Origin of the sequence: Allorhizobium pseudoryzae, from assembly GCF_011046245.1 — a bacterium.
GTDB classification, from domain to species: Bacteria; Pseudomonadota; Alphaproteobacteria; order Rhizobiales; family Rhizobiaceae; genus Neorhizobium; species Neorhizobium pseudoryzae.
Window position 1 is genome coordinate 1,039,030 of record NZ_CP049241.1, and the last position, 21,381, is coordinate 1,060,410.

Below are 21,381 nucleotides of genomic sequence, written 5' to 3' on the forward strand. Positions count from 1 at the left end.
ATGGCCGGCGGAATCCGCGAAAATCACGGCGACGACCTGCCGGAAAACCACGAGATCAACGTCACCCCCTTCATCGACGTCATGCTCGTGCTCTTGATTATCTTCATGGTGGCGGCCCCGCTTGCCACGGTGGATGTGAATGTCGATCTCCCCGCCTCCACGGCCAAGCCCTCGCCGCGCCCGGACGAGCCGATCTACCTGACCATCAAGCAGGATCTCAGCCTCAATCTCGGCAATGACGCGCTGCTGCGCGAACAACTGGCCGCACGGCTCGACCAGCAGACGGACGGCAACAAGGATGCCCGCATCTTCCTGCGCGCCGACAAGTCCGTCGATTACGGCGAGTTCATGCAGGTGATGAACCTGCTGCGGGACGCCGGTTACCTGAAGATCGGCCTCGTCGGGCTGGAAACGCTTCCCGGTTCCGCCGCCCCTCCTCAGGGAGCCGCCGGAGCAACGCCATGATGCTGATGCAGAAAAGCCGCCGCGCCCGGCTGGGAGAAGCGGCCCTCTGGACCTGTGCCTGCGTCGTGGTGCTGACCGCGCATCTGGCGGCGGCTGCCGTCATGCTGCGCGAGGAACCTTCCGCTGACGCCGACGCCTCGCCGCCTGCCGCAATCATGATCGAACTTGCCCCCGAACCCGAAGCCGCCGTCACCGAAGAGACGGTGGTCAGCGAGGAGATGCAGGATTCGCAGGAGGTGAAGAGCGATACGGTCGAACCGGTGGAGGAACCACCACCGGACCCCGTGCCCACCCCGGACCCGGTCGTGGAACCGGTGCCCGATCCCCCCAAGGAGGTGACTGAGGCGACGCCGGAGGAACCGGTGATCGAGGAGCCTGAACCGGAAGAGCCGGTGCAGACGGCGAAGACCATTCCGGAGGATGTTCCGGAGCCGATCAAAGAACCGGTGGAGCAGCTTGCGCTTCTCGACAATGTGGACGTGCCGCTTCCGGTTATCCGTCCCGAAGAGATCGAAGAGCCGAAAGAGGTCAGGAAGGAAGAGCCGAAGCCGGTCAAGAAGAAGGTCGCCGAGCGTCCGAAACCGAAGCCGCCGGCACCGGCCGCAAAGGCTGCGGAACAGGCGAAGGCCGAGGTGCGCCAGTCCGACCGCACCGCGGCGGCAGCCAACTCCAACAGCCCGGCGGGTTCTTCCGTTTCTCCAGCACGCTGGCAGTCCAAGCTTGCGGCCCATCTCGGCCGCCAGCGCGGCAAATGCCCGGCCGCCGGCCGGGGCAGCACCGCCTATGTGACCTTCCGGATTGATGGCAGCGGCAATTTGAGCGGCGTTTCGCTCTCCCGTTCTTCCGGTTACGGTGATTTCGATCAGTATATGGTCGATCTGGTGCGGCGTGCTTCTCCCGTTCCGCCACCGCCGCCGGGAATTCCGGGCAAGGTCACGGTTCCTCTCGGCTATCGAAACTGCTAATCCTGACGCCTCCCCCAAGGGATGGCGTAAGCCGCCATCCTGCATGCGTTTCAGGATCCTGCCCATGCGTTATTCCCTTCCCGACCTCGAGCGGCAGATCGCCGCCGTTTTCGAAGCAAACGGCGTTCTGCCGCAATCGTCCCTCTCTGTGGCAAAGGCCCTTGTTGCGGCGGAAGCCGCCGGCCAAAGCGGCCACGGGCTTCGCCGTGTCCCCGCCTATGTGAAGCAGGTCCGGACCGGCAAGGTGGACGGCAAGGCCATGGCCAGCACCGAGATGCCGCGCCCCGGTGTGCTCGCCGTCAATGTCAATTACGGCTTCGCCTACCCGGCGCTTGATGTTGCGATTGAGGAACTCGCGCCCATGGCCCGTGCGCAGGGCATTGCCTGCGCATCCCTTTACCGCTCCCACCACGCCGGCGTAATGGCGCTGACCGTGGAGCGCTTTGCCGACCAGGGACTGGTGGCCATGATGTTTGCCAATGCGCCCGCCTCCATGGCACCCTGGGGTGGCCGGAAACCTCTTTACGGCACCAACCCGATCGCCTTTGCCGTTCCGGTCGCCGGGCAGGAGCCGATCGTCATCGACCTTGCCCTGTCAAAGGTTGCCCGCGGCAAGGTGATGGAGGCACAGCAGAAGCGTGTCGCCATTCCCGATGACTGGGCGCTCGACGTGAACGGTAATCCGACCACCGATCCGGATGAGGCGATCAAGGGCACCATGGCGCCGGCCGGCGGCGTAAAGGGTGCTGCGCTTGCCTTCATGGTCGAGGCGCTCTCCGCCGGCATCACCGGCGCGCTGTTTTCCTATGAAGCGACGTCGCTCTTCGATGACAAGGGCGCGCCGCCGGCGCTTGGCCAGTTCATCATTACCATCGATCCCCAAGCAACCGTCGGTGCCGGATTCGGCGCACGAATGGCAGACCTGGCCGGCGAGATGGCGCAGGAGGACGGCGTGCGCATTCCGGGACGACGCGGGCGCTCGTTGCGCGCCGAGGCCCTGCAGGAAGGGATCGAGATCGACGACGGTGTTTTGCAGGCCATCGCTGCGCTTTGATCGAGAGCCAGGCGTTTCGGCGCCTGGCACACCTGCCCTGGAGCGGCTGTTCGCACTCCACCGGGCTCTGCCATTCACGGAGCCTGAGGGGTCAAGACGGGGATCTGTACGGAAAAGAAGCTGAAAATGAAAAAGCCTGCCGCGGGAGGAGGTGCGGCAGGCTTTTAAACTCGATCGGCAATTGGGAGGAGGAGGAGGTTGCCGATCTCTATCTCGCGACGCTGGGAGGAGGAGTGCGTCGCTTCGATGATTTGTATATAGCGAATACGATCAGGCCACACAAACGGCACTGCTGCATTGCAGCAATGCACTGGACGCAGAGCTTGCCCGCCAGTCACTCTTGGCCGCCAACACCTTAGGCATATTCAGCCCGCGCCCCATGCGCTATAGCGGTTTTCACGACAGGAAAGGGAAGACATGAGCACGATCCGTTATCACGAAGGGGATATCTCTACAGAAGACGCTGCCCGTTATACGGGGGCCATCGCCATCGATACAGAAACGCTGGGCCTTGTGCCGCGCCGCGACAGGCTGTGCGTGGTGCAGCTTTCACCGGGCGATGGCAGTGCCGACGTCATTCGTATCGCGGCAGGCCAGACCACCGCTCCCAACCTCGTCGCGATGATGGCGGATGCCGCCCGCGAAAAGATCTTTCACTATGGCCGGTTCGATATTGCCGTGCTCTATCATACCTTCGGCGTCACCACGCAGAGCGTGTTCTGCACAAAGATCGCCTCGCGTCTCTGCCGCACCTACACGGATCGTCACGGCCTGAAGGACAATCTGAAGGAACTGCTCGATATCGACGTTTGCAAGGCCCAGCAGCAATCCGACTGGGCGGCAGAAAAACTGTCGCCCGCCCAGCTGGAATACGCCGCATCGGACGTTCTGCACCTGCATGCGCTGCAGGAAAAGCTGATGCAGCGGCTGATCCGCGACAACCGGCTGGAGATGGCACAGGCCTGCTTCGCCTTCCTGCCGACCCGGGCGAAGCTTGATCTTCTCGGCTGGGAAGAGACCGATATCTTCGCGCATAGCTGATTGGCGACAAGGTCAATCAGGCTTAAAGCCTGTTGACCTATGGTCGGCGGACCAACACCCGTCGTACGGGCACGTCATGATTACGCCGACCATGCAGGCCTTCGAGCAGAGTGCGCTCCAGGCAAAGGCCGATGTGGCCGCGGCGGGGGATGACCTTTCAGAAGACGGGCCAGCCTCCGACCCGCCGGTCTTCGTGGGGAGCGACGAGACGGGGATTTACGCCCTTCCATTGGGGGATCCCGCTTCAAAACCCGCGCATTCCGCCCTTTTCCGTTTCGATTCTGCACAAAGTTAATCAAAAGTTTACGTTTTATCCGGATATTTAAGCATCAAACGGCACTTTGACGCCATGAGGCGCCGCGGCAGCGGCCCATAACACGGTCGCAATAACAGAAGCATTCTGCCCGTCGCCGGTCTGTCCTTTTCAACCGAGACCGCGTGGAGCATTGCCATGTTGCCGCCTGTCGTTGCCCTTTCAGACACTGCGCTCAGCCAGTTCAATCAGTCGCCATACCTGCCGACCCCCAGTCGCGTCCAGATCGGCCAACCGCGCGGTGACGCTGCCAGCGGTCCCCTGACCTCTCCCGCCGCCTTTGACAGCGACCGGCGCGATGTGCTCTCGCTGTCCGGCCAGTTGCAGCTGGCGCAGGGCCTGTCCTCCGTTGCGGAAGCCGTGGGCAGTGTGCTGAAACTGGCCCGCCACGAGGGCGAAACCCTCAACGACTATGCCGACCGCCTGGCCGAGACGATCGCCGCCCTGCCGCCTGCCGAGCGGGTTGCGCTGCAAAGGGTCCTGATGCAGCTCTTCAAGGGCGTGACGCTGCGCCTGCTCGTCGACATTCTGAAGAACCCTTTCGGGCCGGAGGCGACCAGGCTCTCCCTGCAGCTGGAGACCGACGCTGCGGCGGAACGCGATCCGGTCACCAAGCTCGTCGTGACGTCCTATCGGCAGAACGACGGATCGGGTGGCCTAATCGGCCCCCCGAATCGGCCGTTCCTGGCCACCAACGGTGGCACACCTCCTGCGGCCCTCGCACCGAAGGCGGCTCAGGCCGTACCCCCGGGGCTGACGGCTCCGTCACAATCGCCCGGCCTTTTGCCGGCCGCTCACCATTCCGATGGGACCGCAGCGCTGTTCGATGCCGAGGCATCTCCGCAGGCGCTCACCGCCAAGCCCGGGCAACCCGGAGCCGTTGCTCTCGTGGCAGGCAGCAGCCAGGCTTATCAACAGCAGGCGGCAGCGCTGGAATTTGTTGCGATGCCTGGCGCGCAACAGCAGATCTCCGGTGAGATCCGCGGCCAGAACAGTGGTGGGCCAAGCGTTCCGGTTGTACCGGTGCGTGCAGGGGGCGTGGAGAACCACCTCACGGCCATGCCGATGCCGAAAGCAGAGGTCGCGGAACCTGCACGGGCAGACAGGACGGCGGCGCGGACGCTCGAGCCTCTCCCGTCAGCGCGCGACGACGTGACCTATGATGGGCCCGCCCTTGCGCGCCAAGGGTCGCAGCGGGTGCCAGCCGCCGCCGGGTCCCTGCGCACAGCGACGAATACCGCCGTTCTTCTCCCGTCCGCAGGCAAACCGGCTGCGGCGATGATGGAGCCGGTTGCCGCTCGGACAATCGACCGTTACGCGTCGATCTTTGCAGGCGACAGTTTCGCCGATGAGTTTTCCTTCGGCCTCAAGGCCACCGCGCAGGCTTCGCCGGCATCCGTCGCATCGCCTGCAGCAACGGCATCCTCCAATCCGGCCCAACCGGCGTCATCAGCGCTGAATGCCGTTCTGCCCGGTGGTGTCGCACCGCAGGGCGTGCCGAATGAAGGCGCCAATTCCACAGTGCTTGATGCGCAGATGCGGGCGGCCGGCACGTCGGTATCGGTGCAGGCGGAAGCCACGGGCGCCGTGGCCATCGGCAATCCTTCCCCTGAGGCGGCTGTGCAGGCGCCCGGTGTGATGGCCGAGCAGGCCGTCCATCGGCCGGACGGCCTTCTTCCCCCCGCAGCGATGCACACCACGATGGCCACGGCTTTCGTACCGGCTTTTGTGCCCTACCCGATTGCCTCCCCCGCCGCCAAGGACAGTGGTGATCTTGTGCGTGCCGTGGAAGCGGTCAACGAGGATGGCCGTTCCGGCCGCCGCCGGCAGGGCCGCGGTCGGGAGGACCAGGCAAACGAGAACGGGCAGGAAGAGGCCGGAGACGAAGGCCGCGCGGACGATGAGCTGTCTGCGGCGGACATCGCGCAAACGCATCCGGACAGGACGACAGCCGCCAGTAACCGCAATCAGGCGCCCACGGCCCATCTTTCGGGCGACCGCCAGGGCGAAGCGCAGGATTTCTACCAGCGCCTCGCTGCCTGGTAGCCAGGCAAACGCCAGCTCGGACCCAACAGAAAACCCGCCGGACGAGGTCCGGCGGGCTTTTCATTTCAGCAAAGGCAACGCGGATTAGTCGTTGCTGCGGCCCTTCAGAGCGGCGCCCAGGATATCGCCGAGCGATGCACCCGAGTCGGACGAACCGAACTGAGCAACGGCTTCCTTCTCTTCTGCGATCTCGAGAGCCTTGATCGACAGCATGACCTTGCGGTCCTTCTTGGAGAAGTTGACAACGCGGGCATCAACCGTCTGACCGACCGAGAAACGCTCCGGACGCTGTTCGTCGCGATCGCGGGACAGGTCGCCGCGGCGGATGAACGAGGTGATGTCTTCGTGGTTGACGAGACGGACTTCGATGCCACCGTCGTTGACGGCGATGACTTCGCACGAAACGACAGCGTTCTTGCGCAGGTCACCGGCCTGGGCAGCTTCACCGACCGTGTCACGGCCGAGCTGCTTGATGCCGAGCGAGATACGCTCCTTCTCGACGTCCACATCGAGAACAACAGCGCGAACGACGTCGCCCTTGTTGAATTCTTCGATGACCTGCTCGCCCGGACGGTTCCAGTCGAGATCCGACAGGTGAACCATGCCGTCAACGTCGCCTTCGAGGCCGATGAACAGACCGAATTCAGTCTTGTTCTTGACTTCGCCTTCGACTTCCGTGCCAGCCGGATGGCTGTAAGCGAATGCCTGCCACGGGTTTTCAAGCGTCTGCTTGAGGCCGAGCGAGATGCGGCGCTTGGACGGATCGACTTCGAGAACGACCACGTCAACTTCCTGGCTCGTGGACAGGATCTTGCCGGGGTGAACGTTCTTCTTCGTCCAGGACATTTCGGAGATGTGGATGAGGCCTTCGATGCCCGGCTCCAGCTCAACGAATGCACCGTAATCGGTGATGTTGGTGACGGTACCGGAGATCTTCTTGCCAACCGGGTACTTGGCGGAGATGCCATCCCACGGATCCGACTCGAGCTGCTTCATGCCGAGCGAGATACGATGGGTTTCCTGGTTGATGCGGATGATCTGAACCTTGACCTGCTGGCCGATGTTCAGGATTTCCGACGGATGGTTCACACGGCGCCATGCCATGTCGGTGACGTGCAGCAGGCCGTCGATGCCGCCGAGGTCAACGAACGCACCGTAATCGGTGATATTCTTGACGACGCCGTCAACAACCTGGCCTTCTTCGAGGTTCTGAACGATTTCAGAACGCTGCTCGGCACGCGACTCTTCCAGAACGGTACGGCGCGATACAACGATGTTGCCGCGACGCTTGTCCATCTTGAGGATTTCGAAGGGCTGCGGGTTGTGCATCAGCGGGGTCACGTCGCGGATCGGACGGATGTCGACCTGGCTACGCGGCAGGAAGGCAACGGCGCCGTCGAGGTCAACCGTGAAGCCGCCCTTGACCTGATTGAAGATGACACCTTCAACGCGCTCGCCAGCTTCGAACTTGGCTTCGAGCTTGATCCAGCTTTCTTCGCGGCGAGCCTTTTCGCGCGACAGAACAGCTTCGCCGAGAGCGTTTTCGATGCGCTCGACATACACTTCAACTTCGTCGCCGACCTTGAGCGAGCCGTCCTTGCCCTTGGCGCCGAATTCCTTCAGCGGTACGCGACCTTCAACCTTGAGGCCTACGTCGATGACGGCAACGTCCTTTTCGATCGCCGTGACCGTGCCCTTGGCCACATAGCCTTCGGCAAGATCGTGAGAGGCGAAAGATTCTTCGAGGAGGGCCGCGAAATCTTCCCGCGTGGGGTTTGCTACTGACATGAAATCTCCTGATCGTGCCCAGTCTGGACACGCGATGCGCCGGGGGTTGGTGTTGTTCATACCCAAAGATCAAGCCCGCCCTACACACTTCGAGGGCAATCCGGCGCGGGGACCAGGTCTTCAAGTTATTCGTCTGACGGTGATCAGCCGGGAGTGCCGGCCAATCGTCAATTCCTGTTCAAGGCCGCGTCGATAATGGTCTTCGCCGCTTGAAATGCGGCCTCTATACTCATTTCCGATGTATCAAGCAAGTGCGCATCGACCGCCGGTTTCAAGGGGCTGTCGGCCCGGCCCATATCGCGTTCGTCGCGCGTCTTCACGTCCTCGAAAATGGCTGCGAGATCGGCCGTGCCGCCATTGCCGATGATCTCGTCGTAACGCCGTCTTGCCCGCACCTCGGGCGAGGCCGTCACATAGAGCTTCACGGCGGCATCCGGGCAGACCACGGTACCGATATCGCGACCATCCAGCACAGTTCCGGGATCGCGGCGGGAAAATGCACGCTGCGCCTCCACCAGCGCCCGGCGCACCGCCGGCATCACGGCGATCTTCGAGGCGGCCTCGCCGATCTCATGGCGCGCCAGAACCGAACGATCGAGCCCGGCCAGATCGATCGCCAGTGCGGTCTTTTCCGCCACGGCCTCGTCGTCCAACGGCAGCCCCAGATCGAGCAGCGCCTTGGCCGTGGCACGATAGGTCAGGCCCGTATCGAGATGCTGGAAACCGTAGGTGTCCGCAATCGTCCGCGACAGGGTGCCCTTGCCCGCAGCGGCGGGGCCGTCGATAGCAATGATAAAGCCCATGAAGCGCTCCCGCATGAAGGTTTGCCGGCGATGTAACGGAAAACCGCCATCCTGGCTACCGGCGCGACAGGCCAGACCCGGTCCGCAGCAGATCAAACGGCGACGAGAGCGGTGATCTCGATCAGGGACGCCGTCAGCGGTTGGCGTCCGGTGATGCTGAGCATCACCCCGCCCTGCCCAGTCTCTGCCACCGCGACACCGGCACCGAAGCGTTGGAAGAGCCTTGCGATGCGGGGATCGCACCTGCCTTCCTGTGCGATCCCGGTCAGACCGGGTGTGTTCACCGCAGACAGAAGAATGGTGAGCACCTTCACCAAATCACCCACCTCCACCTGCCACTCTCGCGGCGGTGGCATGTTCGAGCCGCGCAGCGATACCCGCGCATGGCTCTTCGCCTCGACCTGCAGGCCGATCGGCAGGAACAGGTCCGACAGATCCGCCACGCCCTCCCCCATGAGGGTCACGGGAACATCATGCGAGGATAGAAGCCCCGTCAGCAGCGCGGCGGTGAGCGGCGCGCCCGAGAGATCGACGGGCTGGACCGGTTCCAGCAGCACGCCGGTGCCGAGGCCGGAGACGATAATGACATCGGGCGCCAGTTCAACCGTTGCGCCGAACGCCCTTGCGGCAGCGACAGCGGCCTTCACCTCCTTCGACGGATGTGCACCCGACAGCCGGCTTCTGCCCGTCGCAACCGCCATCAGCAGCAGGGCCGCGACCGCGAAGAGATCATCGACGGTCCGACTGGCGGACAGGCGCGAGGAGCCAGCCCCCGCTGCAGCTTCGTTTCCCGGCTCTGCCTGTTGCGACATCGATCCCCTGACCACCACCTGATCCGCGCCTGCGCTGCCCCGACGTGCACCGCCTTCGCGGTCATCGACGGGAAACTCTGGAATTGCAAGGCTTTCCCGCCCAAGTTTGTCTTTGACATGCCAATCCACAAGGATTAAGGGGACCGGCTAATATTTTTGTGAGCGCCGCGCACGCGGCAACGCCGAGACAATCGGCCATTTGCACGGGGCATCTAAAGTGGCAAAAGCGGAACTTGGTACCAAGCGCACCGACCCGGATACGGGCAAGAAATTCTACGACCTCAACCGCGATCCGGTTGTGTCGCCCTACACGGGCAAGTCCTGGCCGCTCTCCTTCTTCGAGGAGAACACGGCCCAGATGAAGATGGAACAGGCCGAGGAAGAGGAAGTCGCGGAAGTCGATACCGAAAACCCGGATGTTGAACTCGTCTCGCTCGAAGAGGGCGACGATGCGGCATCGGGCGACGACATTCCGGATATCGGCGATGACGACGTCGAAATCGACGGCGACGATGACGACACCTTCCTCGAGGCGGACGAAGACGATGACGATGACGATGTCACCGGCATTATCGGCGTCGGCGGCGACGAAGACGAGGTCTGATTTTCCTCAAGAATTCGGGCCCGGACGAAAAAATCGCCGGGCCTATCATTTTTAGGCTTGCACTCCGAAACGACCGGACGTATTAAGCCGCCACCCCGACGGAAGCACTGCTTCGGACGGGGTTCCCGGAACCGGAAAATGCCCGGTACCCTGATGGGGCTATAGCTCAGCTGGGAGAGCGCTTGCATGGCATGCAAGAGGTCAGCGGTTCGATCCCGCTTAGCTCCACCAAAATTTTCTAGGCAGTAACGTACAAGACTAAGCTCTTACGAATACGCGGATCTCCGCTCTTCCTTGTTCGCGTTTCGATCAAACACTTAGTCCCTTTTCGTTGCAAGTTAATACTCGAGCGTCACCTTCTTGCATTGCTGTCTCCCCGGGAATCTGATGATCTAAACTCAGACGCAAAGGGCGAGCCACTTCTCCCCACTATTCACAAATCGACAGCCTTGACTGCGCGCATCTTTTACTGTACGGGCAGTGCGCAAATTCTAAGCTATTGTTTTTAATGATTTTTCATGAATCTCATTGAATAAACTAAGATTTTGCGTCGGACAACCTATCCAGATTCGCTTGTCAAACGCGAATCAATAGCTTACAAATCATCATCCTGTTAATCGCAGGATGAAAAAAGGCCCCCACCGAAATGGGAGCTTTTCTTATGCTTCGACATGGTACGTCTGGGTTACGCAACTGGTGCGTTGGAGCGCGGCCAGCGGCGGCAATGAGAGCAGACAGTCTCCCATTGGCCCAGACGGAACCTCCGGTATTGGATAACCGATACCGGCTTGAATGCAGGGCATGAAATTCTCATACCCGCCTCCTATACTCGTATGAGAGCCAGGAGGACTCGCTCTCGCCAGCCCTTCGCCACTTTATGCGACGAAGCTTCACCATCCCCGCACACTTAGGGGTGCCGCATAAGCGTGGACCAGCAAAAACTAATCGATGAATACTAGGTTCCAGTAGAGTCGACAAGCGGCTAACAACTAAAACGCCGCACAATCCCCGTTTATTTGACCACCAGCGCGCATGGCCGCTTGAATTTCTCCTAACCGCAGCGAGGCACAAATCGCTTCAGTGGCCTTCTATGACGATTCTAGGAGGGTTCAATTTTTGTTCTTGTTGACAGCTTCAGGTCGCACCGTAAAGAGAGAAGCCGTTTAACGACGACCTGAAGTTTTTGACGGTTTAAATGCCATTACGCTATAGAGTCTGATGTCTATCGCATTGAGACTTAGTTTCCGTCCAGCGTCTTCTTCCTCTCAAGTCTAGTTGAGATTCGGACGCGGAAGCGTTTTCGACGATGCTACCGCCTCGGTTCCCCACCCGGCGCATAAACACTTTTGCTCTCGAATCGGAACTTGTGGCCGCACTGGCAGCGCAGCATGTATTTTCTCGGATCCCGCGCGGCGAATTCTGTCGCGAACCCCTTCGGCATCTCGTCGATCTGAAAGCCCGGGTCCTTGCGGCGCGGGTCGTCGTCCTCGGAGACCTCGGCAAAGCCTGAGTGTCCGCACTGGGGGCATTCGAGTTTTCGGGAATATCGGTCGCGTGCTGCCATAGCGGGAGAGGTAGAGGCTTGACCGCCGGCTGGCAAGGTCTTCGCCGCCATGACGCTCTCATTGACAGTGGACGACCCCTTGCCAAGCACGCACACCCGGTCGAGATTAAGGTGGATGAGAACCGCGTTTGACAGCACCCTTGAACTGACGGCCTTCTTCGATCGCGACGCCTTGACGGTGGCGCAGGAACTGATCGGCGCAACCTTGACGGTGGAGGGCGTCGGCGGACTGATCGTCGAGACGGAGGCCTATCGGCCGGAGGATCCCGCCTCGCACAGCTTTCGCGGCGAAAGCGCGCGCAACCGCGCCATGTTCGGCCCGCCTGCACATGCCTATGTCTACCGCTCCTACGGCATTCACTGGTGCCTGAACTTTGTCTGCCGGCCGGGAAGCGCTGTTCTCATCCGGGCGCTGGAGCCGGTGACGGGGATCGACACGATGCGGGCACGCCGCAGGCTGGAAAACCCGGTGCTGCTCTGCGCCGGGCCCGGGCGGCTGGCACAGGCGCTCGGCATCAGCCTGGCTGAGGACGGCGCCTCGCTTCTGGAGCCGCCGTTTTCCCTCACCCTGCGCCACAGCGTTCCAGACACCCTCTGCGGCCCGCGCATCGGCATTACCAAGGCGGTCGAGCGTCCGTGGCGATTCGGCCTCAAGGGCTCGGCCTATCTCAGCAAGCGGTTCCGCTAGAGTTTCAGGCGATCGATCTGAGCTGCCCGTTCCTCAGGGTCCGTTGACCAGCGCGAGGATCAGCTGATGCACATTGCCGCCGGGGCTGAGTTCCACCCGGTCGAACTCGACATTCTTGGCCCGCTCGGCCTTGGAGAGTTCGCCGAGGCGTGCCGTCAGCACCTGCCGGATCTTCTGGCAGGAGGGATCGTTCTCCACCCGAAGCCCGAGGCTGAAATCCTGGATCTGCTGCACGAGCTCCTGGATGAAGCGTCCGTGCACCCGCTCGTGTTTCTCGACGCCGGCAATGAAGCGCGCCCAGCTTGCCGCGACATCCGGGCTCAGTGTGTTGGCCGGCTTCGGCAGGGTGTAGGTGATGATGACCTTCGGCTTCGCCACGGTGATGGCGCAGGCACCTCCCTGGGGCGTATAAATTCGGGTCCAGGTGAGCTTGAAGCTGGTATGGGCAATGGCGAGCCCGCCGCCCGCCTGAGGCGCGCGCGCGCCGATTGCGTCGTAGAGTTCGGCGCCCGTCCGGCCGGTGATGGCGTAGGTCTTGATCTGCTCGATCGGCTGCCAGTCCCTGGCATTCGCACCAACGGGGACGGCCAGCACCAGCGCCACCATCGTCAACCACACGATCCTACCGCCCAAGTCCTGCCTCATCCCGTTTCCTTCTGACACCGCCGGTCACGTGCCGGCGGCGCATCATAGGGGGCAGGGATGGACTGGCAAGAGGTCAGCCGATCGTCATCAGGCTGGCATTTCCGCCGGCAGCCGCCGTGTTGATGGAGGTCGATACCTCTTCCAGCAGCCAGTGCAGGCAATAGGCATCCGGCCGCCCCATGGCATCCGACGGCGCGGATTGGGGAAGCACAAGCGGCCCCGGCAGATCGGCCAGCCGCTGCAGAGCCTGTGTCACCACCTCGCCCTCTCCTTCGATCAGCGCACCGGCAAACGGGCCGTCGCTCTCCCAATCGCGGGTCACGCGGATACGGGCGAGAAGATCGGTCGGCAGGCTGTCAAGCCGCGCCTCAACCGAGGGCGATGCCGCGACAGAAGCCGTATTGCCGGTGGCGAGCACGCAGGCCAGCTGGTTCATCAGGCCTTTCTCTGTCTGCGGCACGAGCAGGATCGAGCCGCGCGGATGCAGGGCATAAAGATTTTTCTCGCCGACCGGTCCCGTCAGTTCCAGCTCCAGGCCGAGGGCCGAGTGGCTGCCGATGACATGCGCCAGTTCTGCCATCTCCGGCTGCTGCCGGTCATCGAGGAAGCGGGCAAAGCGTGTCAGCGCCGGATCGAGGTGAACCGAACTCAGCTGCGGCGGCTCCGGCGGTGTCTCCACCAGGCGGCCGAGATAAAGCGGCCCGCCCGCCTTCGGGCCGGTTCCCGAGAGGCCGCGCCCGCCGAACGGCTGCACACCGACGACGGCGCCGATGACATTGCGGTTCACATAGCGATTGCCGACCCTGATCCGGCTCAGCACATGGGCGATGGTTTCATCGAGACGCGTATGCAGGCCGAAGGTCAGTCCGTAGCCGGTGGCATTGATGTCCTCGATCAGCCGGTCGAGGTCTTTTCGCCGATAGCGGATGACATGCAGGACGGGGCCAAACACCTCGCGCTGCAGCTCCTTCAGCGATGCCAGTTCGATGATAGTGGGGACGACAAAGGTACCGAAGCCGCAATCTTCGGGAAGCGCTGCCTGGTGGATCGGCCGGCCAAGCTCGCGCATGCGGGCAATATGGCTCTCGATCGTGCCTTTGGCCTCCTCGGTGATCACCGGGCCGATGTCGGTGCTCAGCCGGTCGGTGCGGCCGATGGATAGTTCCGCCAGCGCGCCCTTCAGCATGGTGAGAACCCGATCCGCCACCTCCTCCTGCAGGCAGAGCACGCGCAGAGCCGAACACCGCTGGCCGGCGCTGTCGAAGGCGGAGGCAATCACGTCGGCCACCACCTGTTCCGCAAGGGCCGAGGAGTCGACGATCATGGCGTTCTGGCCGCCGGTTTCGGCGATCAGCGGAAGCGGTCTGCCCGAAGCGGACAGGCGGCCCGCAAGCTGCCTCTGGATCAGGCGCGCCACCTCCGTCGAGCCGGTGAACATCACGCCCGCGGTCTCTGCCGCTCCGACCAGGGCCGCGCCGATCCGCCCGTCGCCCGAAAGAAGCTGCAGCGCGTCTCGCGGCACACCGGCCTCATGCAGGATGCGAACGGCTTCCGCTGCGATCAGCGGCGTCTCTTCGGCAGGCTTCGCCAGCACCGGGTTGCCGGCCACCAGAGCTGCCGCCACCTGTCCGGTGAAGATGGCGAGCGGGAAATTCCACGGGCTGATACAGAGGATCGGCCCGAGCGGGCGGTGCGCCGGCCCCAGGCTGCGCTTTGCCTGCTCGGCGTAATAGCGCAGGAAATCAACCGCCTCGCGCACTTCGGCAATCGCGTTCGGCGCGGATTTTCCGGCTTCGCGCATGATGAGGCCCATCAGCACGCCGATCCGCGCCTCCATCAGATCCGCCGCGCGCTCTAGGCAGGCGGCCCGTGCGGGCGCCGCAAGGGCGCTCCACGTGGACACGGCGTTGGATGCAGCTCGCACCGCCTGTTCGGCCACCTCCACCGTCGCAACAATGACCGCCCCGACGCTGTCGCGGTGGTCGGCCGGGTTTGTCACCGTCTGCGCCGGTCCCATCGGAGCATCGAAGGCCAGAAGCGGTTCGGCGCGCCAGGATTCGTCCGCGCTGGCCAAAAAGTCCCCGGCAAGATCGGCCAGTACCGCTTCGTTGCTGAGGTCGAGCCCCTTCGAGTTGCGCCGCCCGGCGCCGAACAGATCGACCGGGCGAGCAATCCTGTCGTGTTTCGATCCGGGTTGCGCCATGGCACGCACCACATCGACCGGATCGGCCGTCAGATCATCGACCGGGACCGTCGCATCGCCAATTCGGTTGACGAAGGAGGAATTGGCGCCGTTTTCCAGCAGCCGGCGCACGAGATAGGCAAGCAGCGTCTCATGCGTGCCGACCGGCGCATAGATCCGGCACGGGCGCTGAAGCTTCGCCTCACCCACCACCTCCTCGTAGAGCGGCTCGCCCATGCCGTGCAGGCACTGGAATTCGTAAGAGCCGAGTTCGAATTCCCGCCCGGCGAGCTGATAGATCGCGGCCAGCGTCTGAGCGTTATGCGTGGCAAACTGCGGGAAGACGGCATCGCGCCGGCCAAGCAGCTTGCGCGCGCAGGCGATGTAGGAAACATCCGTGTGGACCTTGCGGGTGAAGACCGGAAAATCGTCCAGCCCCTCCAGCTGGGCACGCTTGATCTCGGCATCCCAATAGGCGCCCTTCACCAGCCGCACCATGATGCGATGGCCGGATCGTTCGGCGAGATCGATGATATAGTCCAAAACGAAGGGGCAGCGCTTGCCATAGGCCTGCACCACGAAGCCGATGCCGTTCCAGCCGGCAAGATCCGGATCGAGGCACAGCGCCTCTAGGAGATCGAGCGAAAGTTCGAGCCGGTCGGCCTCTTCCGCATCGATGTTGAGGCCGATGTCATAGGTCTTTGCAAGCTTTGCCAGCGCGGTCACGCGGGGCAGAAGCTCATCCATCACCCGCTGGCGCTGGGCGCGCGCATAGCGCGGATGGAGCGCCGACAGCTTGATCGAGATGCCGGGACCGGCATAGACCCCGCGACCGGCGGCCGCGCGCCCGATGGCATGGATCGCCGTCTCGTAGTCGCGGAAGTAGCGCTTGGCGTCGTCTGCCGTCGTCGCTGCCTCACCCAACATGTCATAGGAATACCCAAAGCCCTTCGCCTCCATCTCACGGGCGCGGGAGAGCGCCTCGTCGATGGTTTCGCCGGTAACGAACTGTTCCCCCATCATCCGCATGGCCATATCGACACCGCGGCGCACGACCGGTTCGCCGCAGCGGGCGATCAAGCGGGTGAGCGCGGAGGCAAGACTGCGGTCGTTCACCGTCGCCGTCAGTCTGCCGGTCACAACAAGGCCCCAGGTGGCGGCGTTGACGAAGAGCGAGCGCCCGCTGCCGAGATGCGATTTCCAGTCTCCGGTCGAGATCTTGTCGCGAATGAGGGCGTCGCGGGTGGCGGTATCCGGAATGCGCAAAAGCGCCTCGGCAAGGCACATCAGCGCCACGCCCTCCTGGCTGGACAGCGAATACTCATGCACCAGGCCTTCGACGCCTGCTCCCTTCGGCTTGGCGCGGAGAGCGATAACCAGCTGGCGCGCCGTCGCACGTATCGCTTCCTTCTCCGGCCCGCTCACCGTTGCCGCGTCCAAAAGCGGCGCAAGGCACTGGGCTTCCGGCCGCCGGTAGGCCGATGTGATGGCCCGCCTCAAGTTTGAGGCCTCTCCGGATGGGTCGGCGAAGTTTTCAAAGGGACGGACCGGGTTCTGCAGTTCTGCCGGGGACGGCGCGCCTTGCGGGGTCATGAGACAAGCCTCGAAGAGGGAGTGGACGGTGATTGAATTCTACCGCATCCTGGATTTCTCATCAGTCTTTATTTTAGCACCTGTCTGCGCTAACGAACCTGCAGTTCGATCGTTCTTTGGAGGAATTCCCTTTGGATACCAGCAAAGCAGGACATCTTGACCTGTTCGACATCAAGATCCTCGATGAAGTCGCGGAAAACGGACGAATTTCCGTCACCGAACTCGCCTCCAAGATCGGTCTTTCGAAGACGCCCTGCAATGCGCGGCTGAAACGGCTGATGGATGAGGGTTACATCCTGGGCTTTCGCGCCGTGATCAACCCGCAAAAGCTGGGGCTCGACCACGTGGCCTTCACCGAGGTGAAACTGTCGGATACGCGCGAACAGGCGCTGAGCGAATTCAATCAGGCGGTGCGCAAGGTGCGGGAAATCGAGGAGTGCCACATGATCGCCGGACGCTTCGATTATCTGCTCAAGGTTCGCACGCAGAACATCCGCCGCTACCGGGAGGTGCTCGGCGAGAAGATCTCAAGCCTGCCGCATGTCGCAAGCACATCGACATCTGTCGCAATGCAATCGGTCAAGGAGCGGTGACGCCGCTAAATTGGGCAGGCTCCCTGTCCTTTTTTATGCGGATCGTACCGTTTTCAGGCAAAATGGCCTCGCCGAGGTCCTGGCAATCTGGCTCTATGCAAAGGCTCACGCGCAGCCGTACGTGAGCTTTTCCCCCAGATTGCCCCGTCGTTCGGCGGGGCTTTTTTTTCACCTGCCGTCAGAGCAGGACGCTTCCCGCCATGAAGGCCAGGACGAGGAAGATCAGGAACAGCGCGATGGCGAGGAAGAAGAGAATTCGCGCGATGCCAGCCGTCGCCGCGGAGACACCTGAGAAGCCGAGAAAACCGGCAACAAGCGAGATGATGAAGAAGACCAGAGCTGCCTTGAGCATGTGAGCACTCCATTTCATGCGTATCTTGCCCTTCAACGGCCAGAGAATTTATAGGTTCCGTCAGCACGTCGGCTTCAGCCTTTGAAGGTTTGGGGCAGACGAGAAGAAGCCGGTCCTTCATGCGCAAGCGCGCGGCAGCCACAAAACGGGAGATCCCTGGTGCGACGAACCTTCCCTGTTCTCGGGCTTGCCCCCGGGCCCGCGATCATGCTGCTCGGCATGCTGATGTTTGCCATGAACGATGCGATCGGCAAATGGCTGGTGGCCAATTACGGACTTGGCCAGGTCATCCTGATCCGCAGCGTGGCAGCGCTGCTGATCCTTACCCCTTTTCTGTGGAAGGGTGGCATCCGGCCGCTGATGCAGGTGGAACGGCCGCGCCTGCAGGTGGCCCGCGTGGTGTTCTCCACGGCGGAAATCTTCTGCTTCTATTATGCGGTCATGTACATGCCGCTGGCCGACGTGATGACCTACTGGCTGGCAGCCCCCATCTATGTCGCGGCCGCCTCGCCGCTGCTGCTCGGCGAAAAGGTCGGCTGGCGGCGCTGGACGGCGATCGGCATCGGCTTCATCGGAGTCATCATCACGCTCGAACCCTCAAAGGCCATGTTCACCCTGCCGGCCCTGATCTCGATCCTCGGCACCGGTGCATTCGCCTTCATGCTGCTCTCCGGCCGCAGCCTTCGCCAGACCCCGGACAAGGCGCTCGTGCTGTTCCAGTTGACGGGCGCGGCGATTGCCGGACTGTTCATCGCCCCCTTCGACTGGCTTCCCATCCAGTCAACGGCGCAGCTGATGCTGCTCGGGCTCTTGGGCGTGGTCGCCATGGGCGCGCATATGCTGGTGAACCGGGCGCTCAAGATCTCCGATGCCGCGAGCGTCGCACCGTTGCAATATACGCTTCTTTTGTGGGCGGTGTTTTTCGGCTGGCTGTTCTTTGATGAGGTGCCGCGCCCAACCATGCTGGTGGGCGCGGCGCTCATCGTCGGCTCCGGCCTCTTCATCTTCTTCCGCGAACAGCAGTTGAAAAAGAAGGACAGCGTCCTGCCGAGCGTGCCGGAATAAGGTCAGAACAACCGGCGCTGCGCGAGATTCTTCATCAGCGCCCCGGTGCCGAACGTCCATTCCGGGCAGGCATCGCTGCGATCGACCCAGTTGACGAGACGGCCAAGGCTCGGCGTCGAGATCTCCACCCGGTCGCCGATCTCGTGCGTGAAGCCCTGGCCGGGCGCCCGCCTGTCCTTGACCGGTGCGAACATGGTGCCGAGAAAGAGAACCGCGCCATCCGGATACTGATGATTGCGGTTGCGAAGCTGGGCGGCCAGATCCGCCGGCTTGCGGCTGATGGCGGCCATGTGGCTCTCGCCGCTCATCGTGAAGCTATCGGTCCCCTCCACCAGCAGCGAGACCTTCAGCTCTTCCACATGCGACAGACTGAAAGCGCCATCGAACAGCCGGATGAAAGGCCCGATGGCGCAGGAGGCGTTGTTGTCCTTCGCCTTGCCGAGCAGCAGTGCCGAGCGGCCCTCCACATCGCGCAGGTTCACATCATTGCCGAGCGTCGCGCCGACGATCGTTCCGTCTGCGCGAAGGACAAGCACGACCTCCGGCTCCGGATTGTTCCACTGCGAGATCGGGTGAATGCCGACCTTGGCACCGCAGCCGACCGCCGACATCACCTGCGATTTGGTGAAGATCTCGGCATCCGGGCCGATGCCCACTTCGAGATATTGCGACCAGAGGCCCATCTCCTGCAGGAGTGCCTTCACTTCGGCCGCCTTCTGCGATCCGGCCACCAGGCCCCGCAGATTATCACCGATGACCGGTGCCAGGCGGGCTCGGATTTCCTGCGCGCGCGAGGCATCGCCGCGCGCCTGTTCCTCGATGACACGCTCCAGCATGCTGTCGGCAAAGGTGACGCCCGCCGCCTTCACCGCCTGCAGGTCAATCGGCGCCAGAAGCTCACCTGCGCTGCCATCAAGATAATCTGCGAGCGATCCGAGATCGGCAAGCGCGTCGCCGGCAACCACATCCAGCAGATCGGCGCGCTCCAGCAGCAGCGACATCGTCGGGCCAAAGGCGGTCAGGTCATAGAGACGATCGCCGCGCACCGTGACCAGGCACGGCCCCTCTGCCTTGCGCGACCAAACGCGGCCGACCAGGCAAGCCTCCTCCTTCGGCAACAGGTCCACCGGTTTCAGGCTGTGTTCACTCCGCATGTCTCTCTCCCAATCTGCAATGGCAGCCGCTCTCGGCCACCGATCGTTGTTTTATACGAAAGATTGCGGATGAAAACCGGTTCCGAAATCAGGAAACCCGCCGGAACGGGGGCGGGTTTCAAAAGGAAGGGCCGCCGCGGCGACATCGCCGGGCGGCCCTCTTCTTCGAGACTGGGCAGTCTCTTTCCTTGGGAGGAAGCTTATTCCGCCGGCTGCAGCGAAGCAGGAATCGACGGTTCTGCCGGCAGGCGGCCGGCCAGCGCTTCGGCCAGTTTGGTCTGGTCCAGTTCGTTCTCCCAGCGGGCAACGACGATCGTGGCAACTGCGTTGCCGACAAAATTCGTCAGTGCCCGGCATTCCGACATGAAGCGGTCGATGCCGAGGATCAGTGCCATGCCGGCAACCGGCACCGCCGGAACGACCGACAGCGTGGCCGCCAGCGTGATGAAACCGGCGCCGGTGATACCGGCCGCACCCTTGGAGCTCAGCATCGCGACCAGCAGCAGCAGAACCTGATCGACCAGCGACAGCTGGATATCGGTTGCCTGGGCGATGAACAGGGCAGCCAGCGTCATGTAGATGTTGGTGCCGTCCAGATTGAAGGAATAGCCTGTCGGAATGACGAGGCCGACGACCGAGCGCTTGCAGCCGGCGCGTTCCATCTTCTGCATCAGGCCAGGCAGGGCCGCCTCCGAGGAGGAGGTGCCAAGCACCAGCAGAAGCTCTTCCTTGATGTAGCGGATGAGGGCCACGATCGAGAAGCCGTTGTAGCGGGCGACAGCACCCAGCACCACGAAGACGAAGAGCAGCGAGGTGAGATAGAAGGTGCCGATCAGCATCGCCAGATTGGCGATCGAGCCGATGCCGTACTTGCCGATGGTGAAGGCCATGGCGCCGAAGGCACCGATCGGGGCGGCCTTCATCAGGATCGAAACCAGCTTGAAGATCGGGGCGGTGACCGCATTGAGGAAATCGGTGACGGGCTTGCCGCGCTCACCGACCATCGCGAGCGAAATGCCGAACAGGACCGAGAAGAACAGCACCTGCAGAATGTCACCTTCCGCAAAGGCTCCGACGATGGTCGTCGGAATGATGTTCATCAGGAAGCCGGTGATCGAGGTCTCATGCGCCTTGGTGGCATAGGTCGAGACGGCTTTCGCGTCGAGCGAGGCCGGATCGATGTGCATGCCGGCACCGGGCTGGACGACGTTGGCAACAATCAGGCCGACGATCAGCGCGAGCGTCGAGAAGGCCAGGAAGTAGATCATCGCCTTGCCGGCGACGCGCCCGACCTTTTTGAGGTCCGACATACCGGCAATGCCGGTTGCCACCGTCAGGAAGATCACCGGGGCGATGATCATCTTGACGAGGCGGATGAAGGCGTCACCCAGCGGCTTCAGCGACGCGCCGAACTCCGGATAGAAATGACCCAGCAGGATGCCGGCGGCAATCGCCACCAGAACCTGTACGTAAAGCTGACGATACAGCGGAAGTCTGCCGCGCGGCGCGTCGGCGTCGATATGCAAAGCCATGTGTCCAATCCTCCAGCGCCCCTACCGTACCTTGGCTCTCCCGGGGCGAATTTGATGATGCCCATGCTTCGCAAGCGCCGTGCCAGACTCAATCGACGCACTATGTCCTTGTTATCATTAAA

The 21,381-nt window shown here is 62.6% G+C and carries 19 protein-coding genes and 1 tRNA gene; 11 read left to right on the top strand and 9 right to left on the bottom strand.

The features are described 5' to 3' along the window. The 6 genes from exbD to G6N78_RS05180 all read left to right on the top strand — a co-directional run bounded on the left by exbD (position 1) and on the right by G6N78_RS05180 (position 5,884). The gene (gene exbD / locus G6N78_RS05155; RefSeq protein WP_165216260.1) at positions 1 to 465 is read left to right on the top strand and encodes a TonB system transport protein ExbD; all 465 of its coding nucleotides are present in this window, start codon (positions 1 to 3) and stop codon (positions 463 to 465) included. Beyond that, positions 462 to 1,430 carry a TonB family protein gene (locus G6N78_RS05160; RefSeq protein WP_234905883.1) on the top strand — a complete coding sequence of 323 codons (969 nt, stop codon included), beginning with the start codon at positions 462 to 464 and terminating at the stop codon, positions 1,428 to 1,430. Before exbD ends, G6N78_RS05160 begins: the two co-directional genes overlap by 4 nt. Before the next feature lie 64 nt (positions 1,431 to 1,494). Further along, positions 1,495 to 2,484, top strand: a complete 990-nt coding sequence (locus G6N78_RS05165; RefSeq protein ID WP_165216261.1) for an Ldh family oxidoreductase — start codon at positions 1,495 to 1,497, stop codon at positions 2,482 to 2,484. Between the two features lie 417 nt (positions 2,485 to 2,901). Continuing rightward, entirely contained in the window at positions 2,902 to 3,525 is a 624-nt protein-coding gene (locus G6N78_RS05170; protein WP_165216263.1) for a ribonuclease D, read from the top strand. A 76-nt stretch (positions 3,526 to 3,601) separates the two neighbouring features. Further along, positions 3,602 to 3,820 (top strand): hypothetical protein, encoded by a 219-nt coding sequence (locus G6N78_RS05175; protein WP_165216264.1) that lies wholly within the window; start codon positions 3,602 to 3,604, stop codon positions 3,818 to 3,820. 156 nt (positions 3,821 to 3,976) lie between these two features. Further along, complete coding sequence (locus G6N78_RS05180; RefSeq protein ID WP_165216266.1) at positions 3,977 to 5,884, top strand: hypothetical protein; 1,908 nt, start codon at positions 3,977 to 3,979, stop codon at positions 5,882 to 5,884. A gap of 84 nt (positions 5,885 to 5,968) precedes the next feature. Here G6N78_RS05180 and rpsA read toward each other — a convergent pair whose 3' ends face one another. The 3 genes from rpsA to G6N78_RS05195 all read right to left on the bottom strand — a co-directional run bounded on the left by rpsA (position 5,969) and on the right by G6N78_RS05195 (position 9,287). Next, positions 5,969 to 7,672 (bottom strand): 30S ribosomal protein S1, encoded by a 1,704-nt coding sequence (gene rpsA, locus G6N78_RS05185; RefSeq protein ID WP_165216267.1) that lies wholly within the window; start codon positions 7,670 to 7,672, stop codon positions 5,969 to 5,971. A gap of 167 nt (positions 7,673 to 7,839) precedes the next feature. Next, a complete protein-coding gene (gene cmk, locus G6N78_RS05190; RefSeq protein ID WP_165216269.1) occupies positions 7,840 to 8,475 on the bottom strand; it encodes a (d)CMP kinase in 636 nt (211 codons plus the stop codon). Positions 8,476 to 8,567: 92 nt separating this feature from the next. Further along, the gene (locus tag G6N78_RS05195) at positions 8,568 to 9,287 is read right to left on the bottom strand and encodes a carboxyvinyltransferase (protein WP_165216270.1); all 720 of its coding nucleotides are present in this window, start codon (positions 9,285 to 9,287) and stop codon (positions 8,568 to 8,570) included. A gap of 217 nt (positions 9,288 to 9,504) precedes the next feature. Here G6N78_RS05195 and G6N78_RS05200 point away from each other — a divergent pair, with 217 nt between their 5' ends. Both G6N78_RS05200 and G6N78_RS05205 read left to right on the top strand, forming a co-directional pair. After that, positions 9,505 to 9,891, top strand: coding sequence for a TIGR02300 family protein (locus tag G6N78_RS05200; RefSeq protein WP_165216272.1), 387 nt, complete (start codon positions 9,505 to 9,507; stop codon positions 9,889 to 9,891). Between the two features lie 155 nt (positions 9,892 to 10,046). Then, positions 10,047 to 10,122: transfer RNA gene (locus tag G6N78_RS05205), tRNA-Ala, on the top strand. 1,078 nt (positions 10,123 to 11,200) lie between these two features. On the opposite strand, the gene G6N78_RS05210 is transcribed toward G6N78_RS05205, so the two are convergent. Further along, positions 11,201 to 11,455: a hypothetical protein gene (locus G6N78_RS05210; RefSeq protein ID WP_165221302.1), complete on the bottom strand. Its 255-nt coding sequence runs from the start codon at positions 11,453 to 11,455 to the stop codon at positions 11,201 to 11,203. A gap of 115 nt (positions 11,456 to 11,570) precedes the next feature. Here G6N78_RS05210 and G6N78_RS05215 point away from each other — a divergent pair, with 115 nt between their 5' ends. Beyond that, the gene (locus tag G6N78_RS05215; protein WP_165216273.1) at positions 11,571 to 12,143 is read left to right on the top strand and encodes a DNA-3-methyladenine glycosylase; all 573 of its coding nucleotides are present in this window, start codon (positions 11,571 to 11,573) and stop codon (positions 12,141 to 12,143) included. Positions 12,144 to 12,176: 33 nt separating this feature from the next. Here the strand turns inward: G6N78_RS05215 and G6N78_RS05220 are convergent, their stop codons facing one another. Further along, positions 12,177 to 12,788 (bottom strand): DUF922 domain-containing Zn-dependent protease, encoded by a 612-nt coding sequence (locus tag G6N78_RS05220; RefSeq protein WP_234905884.1) that lies wholly within the window; start codon positions 12,786 to 12,788, stop codon positions 12,177 to 12,179. Positions 12,789 to 12,861: 73 nt separating this feature from the next. Continuing rightward, positions 12,862 to 16,563 (bottom strand): trifunctional transcriptional regulator/proline dehydrogenase/L-glutamate gamma-semialdehyde dehydrogenase, encoded by a 3,702-nt coding sequence (gene putA / locus G6N78_RS05225; RefSeq protein ID WP_165216282.1) that lies wholly within the window; start codon positions 16,561 to 16,563, stop codon positions 12,862 to 12,864. Between the two features lie 131 nt (positions 16,564 to 16,694). Here putA and G6N78_RS05230 point away from each other — a divergent pair, with 131 nt between their 5' ends. Then, positions 16,695 to 17,156 carry an Lrp/AsnC family transcriptional regulator gene (locus tag G6N78_RS05230; RefSeq protein ID WP_165216284.1) on the top strand — a complete coding sequence of 154 codons (462 nt, stop codon included), beginning with the start codon at positions 16,695 to 16,697 and terminating at the stop codon, positions 17,154 to 17,156. Between the two features lie 178 nt (positions 17,157 to 17,334). On the opposite strand, the gene G6N78_RS05235 is transcribed toward G6N78_RS05230, so the two are convergent. Beyond that, positions 17,335 to 17,508, bottom strand: a complete 174-nt coding sequence (locus G6N78_RS05235) for a DUF1328 domain-containing protein (protein ID WP_165216285.1) — start codon at positions 17,506 to 17,508, stop codon at positions 17,335 to 17,337. Positions 17,509 to 17,715: 207 nt separating this feature from the next. Here G6N78_RS05235 and G6N78_RS05240 point away from each other — a divergent pair, with 207 nt between their 5' ends. Beyond that, positions 17,716 to 18,573: a DMT family transporter gene (locus tag G6N78_RS05240; protein ID WP_206531632.1), complete on the top strand. Its 858-nt coding sequence runs from the start codon at positions 17,716 to 17,718 to the stop codon at positions 18,571 to 18,573. A 2-nt stretch (positions 18,574 to 18,575) separates the two neighbouring features. Here the strand turns inward: G6N78_RS05240 and G6N78_RS05245 are convergent, their stop codons facing one another. Beyond that, positions 18,576 to 19,727, bottom strand: a complete 1,152-nt coding sequence (locus tag G6N78_RS05245; protein WP_165216287.1) for a fumarylacetoacetate hydrolase family protein — start codon at positions 19,725 to 19,727, stop codon at positions 18,576 to 18,578. Positions 19,728 to 19,927: 200 nt separating this feature from the next. After that, the gene (locus G6N78_RS05250) at positions 19,928 to 21,259 is read right to left on the bottom strand and encodes a dicarboxylate/amino acid:cation symporter (RefSeq protein ID WP_165216288.1); all 1,332 of its coding nucleotides are present in this window, start codon (positions 21,257 to 21,259) and stop codon (positions 19,928 to 19,930) included. Positions 21,260 to 21,381: the final 122 nt, after the last annotated feature.

Excerpts from the sequence above, each read along its gene's own strand:
- exbD (WP_165216260.1), top strand. The coding sequence starts at position 1 with ATGGCCGGCGGAATCCGCGAAAATCACGGCGACGACCTGCCGGAAAAC.
- G6N78_RS05160 (WP_234905883.1), top strand. The coding sequence starts at position 462 with ATGATGCTGATGCAGAAAAGCCGCCGCGCCCGGCTGGGAGAAGCGGCC.
- G6N78_RS05165 (WP_165216261.1), top strand. The coding sequence starts at position 1,495 with ATGCGTTATTCCCTTCCCGACCTCGAGCGGCAGATCGCCGCCGTTTTC.
- G6N78_RS05170 (WP_165216263.1), top strand. The coding sequence starts at position 2,902 with ATGAGCACGATCCGTTATCACGAAGGGGATATCTCTACAGAAGACGCT.
- G6N78_RS05175 (WP_165216264.1), top strand. The coding sequence starts at position 3,602 with ATGATTACGCCGACCATGCAGGCCTTCGAGCAGAGTGCGCTCCAGGCA.
- G6N78_RS05180 (WP_165216266.1), top strand. The coding sequence starts at position 3,977 with ATGTTGCCGCCTGTCGTTGCCCTTTCAGACACTGCGCTCAGCCAGTTC.
- rpsA (WP_165216267.1), bottom strand. The coding sequence starts at position 7,672 with ATGTCAGTAGCAAACCCCACGCGGGAAGATTTCGCGGCCCTCCTCGAA.
- cmk (WP_165216269.1), bottom strand. The coding sequence starts at position 8,475 with ATGGGCTTTATCATTGCTATCGACGGCCCCGCCGCTGCGGGCAAGGGC.
- G6N78_RS05195 (WP_165216270.1), bottom strand. The coding sequence starts at position 9,287 with ATGTCGCAACAGGCAGAGCCGGGAAACGAAGCTGCAGCGGGGGCTGGC.
- G6N78_RS05210 (WP_165221302.1), bottom strand. The coding sequence starts at position 11,455 with ATGGCAGCACGCGACCGATATTCCCGAAAACTCGAATGCCCCCAGTGC.
- G6N78_RS05215 (WP_165216273.1), top strand. The coding sequence starts at position 11,571 with ATGAGAACCGCGTTTGACAGCACCCTTGAACTGACGGCCTTCTTCGAT.
- G6N78_RS05220 (WP_234905884.1), bottom strand. The coding sequence starts at position 12,788 with ATGAGGCAGGACTTGGGCGGTAGGATCGTGTGGTTGACGATGGTGGCG.
- putA (WP_165216282.1), bottom strand. The coding sequence starts at position 16,563 with ATGACCCCGCAAGGCGCGCCGTCCCCGGCAGAACTGCAGAACCCGGTC.
- G6N78_RS05235 (WP_165216285.1), bottom strand. The coding sequence starts at position 17,508 with ATGCTCAAGGCAGCTCTGGTCTTCTTCATCATCTCGCTTGTTGCCGGT.
- G6N78_RS05240 (WP_206531632.1), top strand. The coding sequence starts at position 17,716 with ATGCTGCTCGGCATGCTGATGTTTGCCATGAACGATGCGATCGGCAAA.
- G6N78_RS05245 (WP_165216287.1), bottom strand. The coding sequence starts at position 19,727 with ATGCGGAGTGAACACAGCCTGAAACCGGTGGACCTGTTGCCGAAGGAG.
- G6N78_RS05250 (WP_165216288.1), bottom strand. The coding sequence starts at position 21,259 with ATGGCTTTGCATATCGACGCCGACGCGCCGCGCGGCAGACTTCCGCTG.